A 9,175-nucleotide genomic window follows, 5' to 3' on the forward strand; every position below is an offset into this window, starting at 1 on the left:
TTATAAAAGTTTTGTATTAAAAGGCAATCCCGATAATATAAAATCGCTAACGGAAATGCTGGACCGTCACGAAATAATAACCGATTGGCAACGCGAATTTCAAAATAAAATAGGGAAGAACAACGCAAAGTATTTTGACAAAAACGGCTGGCTTTTCTTTACCCGTGAAAGCTTTGATTTGCTATACCCGAGCTATGGCGATACTTATCCACTTTATATGGGCGCTATTGGAATGACCTATGAACAAGCTGGTCACGGAATGGCTGGTTTGGGAATTATTAATGACGAAGATGTTGAGCTTACCCTTGTGGACCGTGTGGCACATCACACTACCACTGGACTTTCAACCATTGAAGTTGCTTCACAAAATGCTGCTTCCCTTAATTATGAATTTAAGAAATTCTTCAAAAACGATGATCTTAATTATAAAAGTTTTGTATTAAAAGGCAATCCCGATAATATAAAATCGCTAACGGAAATGCTGGACCGTCACGAAATAAAATACGGATATGCAACTGGCGGAAGTGTAAGCGGCTTCAATTATTCTGAAAATAAAAAAGGCGCGATGGACGCTAAAGGCGCATTGGTTGTAAGCACAAACCAGCCGAAAGGGAAAATGGCACAAGTACTTTTTGAACCCAACGCAGCACTGTCAACGCCCATTACTTATGATATTACGGCTTGGAGTTTACCGTATGCTTTCGGACTTGAAACTGTGGCTAGCACTACTCTGGTTGCAGCAACGGGAGCTAATCCAAATAATAAAGTTTCCAATATTTCTTCACCAATGGCGGCTGGCTATATTGCAAAATGGAACAGTTTGCAGGATGCCGAATTTCTTTCAGCTTTATTACAGGCAGATATAAAAGTGCGTTTTTCTGAAAATGAACTCAGTTTTGGTGGAAATAATTTCGGTCGCGGTAGCTTGATTATTACGCGAAGTGACAATAAAACGAATCCAGATTTTGATAAAATCCTTATAGAAATCGCGAACGAAATGGGCCGCCAATTATACGCTTCCCCAACAAGTTATGCAGATAGTTTGACTGATTTTGGCTCGCAATATGTTCATTTAATTAAAAATAAAAAAGTTGCAATGCTTCAAGGGGAGGGAACTTCCTCATTGAGCTATGGGGCACTTTGGCACTTTTTTGAAACCCAATTAAAATACCCAATCACTTCAATAAATACAGGCGATATTGGGAACATTCAATGGTCAGATTATGATGTGTTGGTGCTGCCGGACGGTTATTACAAATCTATATTGAATGAAGGGGCTTTCAAAAATCTTGAAGAATGGATTAACAAAGGTGGAAGGGTAATCGCAATTGGCAATGCCGTAGCTGTTTTTGAAGGTAAAGATGGTTATGACCTAAAAAAGAATAGCGATGAAAAAGCTGAAAAAGAGAAAGACACTTTAGGAAATATGGTGCCTTATGCCCAACGCGAACTGGAAAGCACCAAAGATTTCATAACGGGAAGTATTTATAAAGTGAAATTGGATAATACCCATCCTTTGGCGTTTGGTTATGGTGATACTTACTATAGTTTAAAATTGGGTAGCGATTCCTATAAATTTTTAAATGAAGGTTTCAATGTAGGCTATATAAAAGAACCCGAAAGCGTTTCGGGTTTTTCCGGGGAAACGGCAAAAGCTGCTTTAAAAAATTCCATTGTTTTTGCGGAAGCGAAAAAGGGCAGGGGCAGCGTGGTTTATATGGTTGACGATGTTTCCTTCCGCTCCTTTTGGCAAAACGGAAAACTATTTTTGGCGAATGCGGTGTTTTTTGTGAATTAAATCACTCTGCTTTTAAGGTTTTAATATCTGTAATTAATTGGGCAATCGACGCTCTGTTCAAACCATTATAAATTCCTCTGATATGCTTGTTTTTATCAATAAGCAGAAAGTTTTCAGTGTGTAGAAAATCATCTATGCTTTTTGGTTCCCCCAAATCATTTTCCACAAAATACTGTTCTCTTCCCAAGGCGTAAATTTCATTTTTATCACCCGTAACAAGATGCCATTTATTATCTATCGCGCCATGGGTTTCGGCATATTCTTTTAAAACGGGAACCGTATCTGTTGAAGTCATTACAGAATGCGATAACAGAAGTACGTCCGAATCGTTTTTAAATTCTTCTTGAACTTTTATCATACTTTCAGCCAATTGTGGACAAATTCCCGGGCAAATGGTAAAGAAGAAGTCGGTGACATAAATTTTATCCTCAAAAGTTTTTTGAGTAACCGTATCGCCTAACTGATTTATCAATTTAAAGTCGGGAATTTTATGAAAAGCACGTTCTTCTTTCGAACCTGGCGTCAGCCAATTTGGAGTAAAGGATTCTTCGTTATAATAGGGAAGATGTTCCGTTCTGCTGGTTTCAACAACTTTTGCGTTTTCCTTTTTAATTTCGTTTTTACAACCCGCAAAAAGTAGGAGAAACAAACAGCTTAAAAGGCTATATTTTTTTATCTCTAATAACTTTTTCATCTTCCAATTTATAACACGAATTTGCTCTGAGCATTCCAAAGATTCGTCCGTTCTTGGCTTCGTAATTAACATATAATTTTCCATTTTGCAACCAGGCTTTTTGTAGGCCATTTTCATTGCCGTTGACCAATTGCCTTTCCTTGGCAAGCTGTCCCGTGGGGTACCATTCCTTTTCAACCCCTTGTTTTACGCCGTTTACGTAGTTGGATTGTGAAGCCAATGCCCCATTTTCCCACCAGGTTTTATAGACGCTGTCCAATCGGTTTTGTTTGTAATAGGATTCAGTACGAAGCATTCCGTTTTCAGACCATTTTTTTGCAATCCCTTCTCTTTTACCGTTGTAATATCCCAACCTTTCCGCTAACGTATCGTTTTGATGAAATTTCAGGGAATACCCAGAAAAAGGTTCGTTTTTATAATACCATTTCCCTTCAATTTGATTTAAAACCAAGGCTTCTTTTAATACTTCTACAGTGTCAATTACAATATTTTTTTCTGCGCTATTTGCAACTTCACCTTTCTTGTTGTCTAATGAAACTTCATTACAGCAAGTAAATAAAAGCAGCGTAGATAATATTAAAAGAAGTAGTTTCATAAATATATTAATATCCTTGGTAAGGGCCTGCAAATGCTATATAAGATCCAGTATTAGAATACAGTTCATTGATTATGTGATAATGATATTCTTCCTCGCTCTCGGTATATTGGGTAGTAGAAGTATGACCGCCGGAAGCATCCAAATCTGTAGGATAGGTGCCTGTTGAATTACATTTCCTTCCGTAAAGAAAAACGCCATCCAGCAAAATTCCTACTAAATTATCATCATCATTTGTAAAAGCTTTTGGCTCCAAGTGGTAATGATAAACACCGGGGCCAATATGTGCGCCCGTCCAATCGAGACTTGCCGCTGCTCGATCCAAAGGCCCCCCGCCTTCTTGATCATTAAAAATAGACGAACCACTAACGGCAATCCCAATGGTGCCCAACTGGGTGGCAACGGTATTTCCCGTTAAATTGGGAGTCGCGTCCACAGTAATGGTTACTGCATTATTGTTACTGGAAATAATGGAAGGAGTTAATTCCACGCCAGGTTCTTCTCTATACAACGGATGCCCCTCGCCCCAATATACCGTTTCGTGATTGGGTAATCCCGTAGTTTCTATAACCACATTTCCTCCATCCAAAAAAATAGTTACTGCTTCAGGATTAAATGCCGCAAAAGCAGCATGGAGTTCAGTTACTACTTCTTCCTCTTCCTGGGTGGTTGAATCATCGCTTGAGCAAGCCATAAAAGCCAAGATTGCTATTGCAAATAGAGTTGAAATTTTAAATGTATTTTTCATCTTTCTTTATTTTTAATTTATAATGTCTGTTTGTAGATTCAACTTTTAAAGTATTGTCTTTAATAAAATTTGAACCAGCCGAAAACAATTGGAAGTTAACCTTAGAGGAACTTATAAAATTCATAATCTGTTTGTTTTAAATTTCTTTTGAAGTTGATATGTTGAAGATTAGGCTGAGAATAAAAGGCTCCGCTATCGTTCACGAAGCCTTTTGTAAATTAATCAACCAAACAAAATATTTTATTGTTTAATCTCTTTTTCGCTCTTTCCTTTCGGGCTTTGGAGCTTTTTCAAATTCTTCTTTTGAAAGGAAGCCATCTTCATCTACATCAAGTTTTGCGAAATCATCCTTTAATGGGCCTTTCATTTCTGCTTTTGCGAGTTTCCCGTCTTCATCTTTGTCCAACTCTTTTAGCAATTCGCTATAGGTAGGAGGTTTTTGGGGTTTTTCCCTTTTTTGCTGTGCATTTGAAAATGTTATTCCAAGGCACATTACCATTGCTGTAAATACTATCTTTTTCATATTAAATTGTTTTAAATTCATACTTATGACCCCAAAGGTCTGCAATAGATTTATGCAAAAGTTGGGTTTTCAGTGAATGGGCTTTAGTTTTCAGTGGAAAGGGACATTACTTATGTTTCAATATTTTATAACATCTGAAATATTGTTATCAATACTGTTATAAAGTAAAAAGCCCCCCTAAATAGGCGAGGCTTTTTTGAACATAAGGGGAAAGTCTTAATCTTTAAGTATTCTAATTACTTGGGTATCGTTTACGGATACTAAATAGGTTCCCTTGGCAAAAGCTGAAAAATCCACTTGTACTGATGAGGCATTATTATAGGATTGTGAAAACAATAATTGTCCTTTAATTGAAACCACTTTTACGGAGGTAATGCCACCGTCAACATTTTCTATATTCAGTATTGACTTTGTAGGATTTGGATAATGCTTTAAATAGTGGTCAGTATCAAAAGATTCCACGCCCAAGATTGTTTCGTTATTTAGCTCGAATGTAGCTTGCTTAATAACAAAATCACCTGTGCCATTCGGGATTCTTGAATAGCTCAAATCTACTTCCTGTTGCCCGAATTCAATATTCTCTATAATGGTTCCATCGGCATATGATAGTATTGCGCTTTCACCACCAGCAGAAAATTTTATATCAGCGTGCAAGCCATCTTGATCCAAGTCTTTATCGCACCAAACAATTAAGTAACTATCAGGTGCTAACGTAAGTCCGTTAGGAAAACGCCATTGTAACAAGTCAGATGCATCGTCAGATAAATATAAACCGTCAAGACTTAATGTTTCGTTTGTGTTATTGTATAGTTCTATCCAATCATCATATTCGCCATCTTGGTCTGTAACGATGGTTTCATTATCTGCCATCAATTCGTTTATCACCAAAGAGCCAACCGGCAACGGAATATAGTTTGCATTAAGTGTGTAAAATTCGTGTTGTGCCCTGGCTGGGGAAAAGGCGCCTATGTTATTGTTTTCTGCATAAACGTAATATTGTGTGTAGTCATTGGTAATTGTAAAACCAACTCCATATACATTGTCACCTGCAGCTCCATCGTTATGGTTACCATCATCAAACATCTGTATTTTTGTGAAAGGAGCGTGCTGGTCTGTTCTATAACCCAAGAATACAGCATTGCTATTAGTATTTATTACTGTAGTAGTGAAGGTAATATTATCACCAACATCTGGATCGTTATTTGAAGGAGCGACATTTGAAATTGTAGGCTGGGTTACCGTAAAATCTGAAAGCCCCGATAAGTAACTTCCGCGGGCATTCATTAAATTGGTCAATCCAGAAGCGGTATTCTGTCCAAGATTATAATCGGTATTGATATTTCCAACGAATTGTGCGTAGGTGTAAAACTTATTATTATCAGCCTGAACTGCGGCATCAATAATATCTTGGTAGTCGTTTGCCAGTGTCAGATAATTTGAATTGGTAATATTCTCAGTCAATATAGTTTTGAAATGCGCCAAATACATTTTTTTATATGTTGGAATCGATAATAACTTTGATACAAGCGGAAAGCTCGTGTTATTTAAATGCAACAAATGACTCACTTGCGCTTTTTGTGTAGTTGAATTTAGTGGTGGTCCTTCCCCTGTCATATTAAAGGTTCCAAAAGACATATTCAAATCCCAAACAACAGAATTGAAAACACCAGAGTCTGTTTTATACAGGTAATAGTTTTGCTTAAACTGTCCTATATAACTATCTAAATTCACCATAACATTATCAAATGCCAGCATCCACAAGGCTCTGTCAACATCAAGTACCGTCTCAATGTTTGTTATATCGTTATTAAGGACGTTTGTTAATTCAATTAATTCATCCCAATCATCAGCACCGTCTGATTTTATTTCATAGGCATCTTCATAATTACTGCTGTTAGGCCCTAAATATTCTAAACTCGGATAATTATTTGACTGTGGGCCCGCTCCATCTGGAGGGCTACAGCTAAAAAAAGCATTGGTTTTTGAACCAAAGGTATCATCCACAAATCTCTTGGTAATGGCTTCGGTATTGGTGTATAAACCTATCAATTCGCCATTTACATAAATATTTGCGTAGTTAGCTTTTGGCGCATCCATATATTGTCCTGCGATATTGTAAGACACAGTTTCGCGAACAAAGGAAGGATCAAAAATTACATTTGCCAATTTTAAGTCTTTATAACCTTGATAATCCTGATCTATGTAAGTGTCCAATTCTATATGAAATGGATTCTTGGTGTAGTTTGGGTTATACGAACTGTTCCCTTTGTATTTTACACCCACCGTTTCAAAAAGCTCTCCGTTGATGGTTACAGATTCGGCTTGGGTATAATTGTTATCGCCCGCCATTTCCAGATCTAAAAGTTCATCCCAATTGGATTGTGTGAAGACAATCTCTATCGTTTGGATGGTATTGATATCGTATAAATCCTGTGCAAAAGATTTCTGACCTGCAAAAAAGCTGATAATTGCAGTGAATACCAATATTCCCAATGGTTTCATTTTAAGTTTTTTTCGTTTCATATTTTTTTATTATTAATTGAATTTCAGGGACAAAGGTGCTATAAATGCCAATGTTGAATATGAATATTCAGTGAAACGCCCCAACTTTTCAGCGAATGGCTTTTAAACATCCGCAAAGACCTATTCTTGACCGTTTAAAACCGTCATTTTCTGGATATCGTTACTTTTATTTTACTTTAATTTGCCGTATGAAAGCAGTAAAGCGAATCGTTTTTCAAATTCTTTTTTGGACTGTAGTCACGGTTATTCTTGCCTTGGGACACGAAAACAAGTCGGTTTTTTTGTCTGGCAATTGGGGCATTTTTGTAGTTCAGGTGCTTTTAATTATCACCGTTTCACTCACATTTAAACCTTTGTTGGCAAAGAAAAACCAAGCCTTGTTTATCTTTCTTGGAATAGGCGTTATGCTTTTTTGCGCTTTTTTCGCCTTTCAATTTTCTGCAACACCCACACTCAAAATGCCGCATAATTTACCTCCCCACCTTGCGCCCGGGCAACCCCCAATGGGCGGAAGGGAGCGGCTTACCCCTTTTGGAAAGATTTTTTCGGCTCCCGTTATTATCAATTTTTTAGTGTTGTGTTTAACGGTTGTGCTGTCCATAATTATTGAGACTTTTCTCTTTGCCAAAAAGAAGGAGGAAGCGCTTATTTTAAGCCAAAACGAAACGCTTGCTACCGAACTAAAACTTTTAAAATCGCAAATAAACCCGCATTTCCTGTTCAACGCGCTCAATAATATTTACGCGCTTTCGGCCATTGATACTGGCAGGACACAACAGAGTATTAGTTATCTTTCAAATATGTTGCGGTACGTGCTTTATGAGTGTGAACGGCCTTTTGTTGCACTGGAAAAGGAGCTTGCCTATATTGAGGATTACATAAAGTTGTTTACCTTAAAAAGCAGTAAAAAGTATCCTATTGAGACGCACTTCAACATAACAAATCCGCAGACTGAAATTGCGCCAATGCTATTGATTCCTTTTGTGGAAAATGCGTTTAAGCACAGCAATATTGAAAAATTAGGAGAAGCGTTTATCAAAATTTGGATCAGGGATGATGCCAATAGCATTTCCTTTAAAATTGAAAATACGTTTGCCGAAGGAAATATGGCGAAGGATGAAGTAGGGGGCATAGGTTTGGAAAACGTAAAAAAACGTTTGCTTATCTTATATCCCCAAAATCATACACTTAAAATTTCAGATGAAAGAAATGTGTTTACTGTTGAACTAACTATTGAAACCAATGCTTAACTGTATCATAATCGATGATGAGGAATTGGCAAGAGCCCTGCTGAAAAGCTATGTGGATAAATTGAATTTTCTGACCTGCAAAGGCGAATTTGAAAATCCTTTGGAAGCACTTTCTTTGTTGAAAAATGAAAACATAGATGTTATATTCCTCGATATACAGATGCCCCAATTGAGAGGTACCGATTTTGCAAAATTGGTCCCTGCCCAAACCCGAATTATTTTTACAACCGCTTATTCCGAATACGCTTTGGACGGATTTGAGCTCAATGCGGTGGATTACCTTTTAAAACCTATCACTTTTGAACGGTTTCTCACGGCGGTAAATAAGGTAAACAGTACTGTGGAAGTAAGCCAAAATACTTCCCAAACCATTACGATAAAGTCTGGATATGACCTGCATAAGGTAAAGTTTGAGGACATCCAATACATAAAGAGCGATAGTGAATACGTGACTTTTTATACCGAAAACGGAAAAATTATGGCCTACCAAAGTTTAAAGTCGTTGGAAGAAAGCTTGCCGCCATCACAGTTTATGCGCGTGCACCGTTCGTATATTATCAATAAGGCCAAAGTGACGGGACTAAAGGGAAGGGATTTGGTGATAGCCGCCACCAAGATTCCCGTGAGCGATTCTTATTATGAACACGTGAAGGAAACACTGTTTAAATAGGTTCTAAATCAGAATCTTAGTTGCGCTTTTCGGAAATCTCCACTGAGATGGCTTCCGTTTCAATTTTTGATAGCAATTCCAATTTTCCTGCTTCAAAGAGCTCTTCAATATTTTGTAGATCTACCGATTTCCAGGGTTCCAGTTTGTAGTTTTCATAGTCAACGAAGCGGATGCCGTTGACCATTCTTGGGTTGTAGGCTTTCCTAAAACGAATGCCGCCTTCACCTGTATAGAATTTATAGGCGAAATAATCTACCGTAAAATTATCCTTCGCTATCCAGTACATATATTCATCTTCGTGGTCGGTTCCTCCTCCATCTTGCGCAAAGGTCACTTTTACTTCATAATATTTCTTATCAATAATTTCGGCTTCG

The 9,175-nt window shown here is 37.5% G+C and carries 9 protein-coding genes; 3 read left to right on the top strand and 6 right to left on the bottom strand.

Annotated elements, in window-relative coordinates:
• Nucleotides 1–1,798 (top strand): M14 family metallopeptidase (locus tag ACN0TV_RS16730; RefSeq protein WP_417364442.1); only part of this gene is annotated, 1,798 nt, incomplete at its 5' end.
• 1 nt (nucleotide 1,799) lies between these two features.
• On the opposite strand, the gene ACN0TV_RS16735 is transcribed toward ACN0TV_RS16730, so the two are convergent.
• The 5 genes from ACN0TV_RS16735 to ACN0TV_RS16755 form a co-directional block, all read right to left on the bottom strand.
• Nucleotides 1,800–2,492: an SCO family protein gene (locus ACN0TV_RS16735; RefSeq protein WP_417364444.1), complete on the bottom strand. Its 693-nt coding sequence runs from the start codon at nucleotides 2,490–2,492 to the stop codon at nucleotides 1,800–1,802.
• Nucleotides 2,461–3,087 (bottom strand): toxin-antitoxin system YwqK family antitoxin, encoded by a 627-nt coding sequence (locus ACN0TV_RS16740; RefSeq protein WP_417364445.1) that lies wholly within the window; start codon nucleotides 3,085–3,087, stop codon nucleotides 2,461–2,463. The genes ACN0TV_RS16735 and ACN0TV_RS16740 overlap by 32 nt, the downstream gene beginning before the upstream one ends.
• A 7-nt stretch (nucleotides 3,088–3,094) precedes the next feature.
• Entirely contained in the window at nucleotides 3,095–3,835 is a 741-nt protein-coding gene (locus ACN0TV_RS16745; RefSeq protein WP_417364446.1) for a YHYH protein, read from the bottom strand.
• 247 nt (nucleotides 3,836–4,082) lie between these two features.
• Nucleotides 4,083–4,358: an EF-hand domain-containing protein gene (locus ACN0TV_RS16750; protein WP_417364448.1), complete on the bottom strand. Its 276-nt coding sequence runs from the start codon at nucleotides 4,356–4,358 to the stop codon at nucleotides 4,083–4,085.
• A gap of 216 nt (nucleotides 4,359–4,574) precedes the next feature.
• Nucleotides 4,575–6,881 carry a CotH kinase family protein gene (locus ACN0TV_RS16755; protein WP_417364450.1) on the bottom strand — a complete coding sequence of 769 codons (2,307 nt, stop codon included), beginning with the start codon at nucleotides 6,879–6,881 and terminating at the stop codon, nucleotides 4,575–4,577.
• A 95-nt stretch (nucleotides 6,882–6,976) separates the two neighbouring features.
• Between ACN0TV_RS16755 and ACN0TV_RS16760 the strand changes: the two genes are divergently transcribed.
• Together ACN0TV_RS16760 and ACN0TV_RS16765 are read left to right on the top strand one after the other, a co-directional pair.
• Nucleotides 6,977–8,131, top strand: a complete 1,155-nt coding sequence (locus tag ACN0TV_RS16760; protein ID WP_417364452.1) for a sensor histidine kinase — start codon at nucleotides 6,977–6,979, stop codon at nucleotides 8,129–8,131.
• The gene (locus ACN0TV_RS16765; protein WP_417364454.1) at nucleotides 8,124–8,801 is read left to right on the top strand and encodes a LytR/AlgR family response regulator transcription factor; all 678 of its coding nucleotides are present in this window, start codon (nucleotides 8,124–8,126) and stop codon (nucleotides 8,799–8,801) included. The genes ACN0TV_RS16760 and ACN0TV_RS16765 overlap by 8 nt, the downstream gene beginning before the upstream one ends.
• Nucleotides 8,802–8,817: 16 nt before the next feature.
• Here the strand turns inward: ACN0TV_RS16765 and ACN0TV_RS16770 are convergent.
• The coding region (locus ACN0TV_RS16770) for a DUF6503 family protein (protein ID WP_417364456.1) at nucleotides 8,818–9,175 on the bottom strand (358 nt) is incomplete at its 5' end.

Source organism: Galbibacter sp. (assembly GCF_048266365.1).
GTDB lineage: Bacteria > Bacteroidota > Bacteroidia > Flavobacteriales > Flavobacteriaceae > Galbibacter.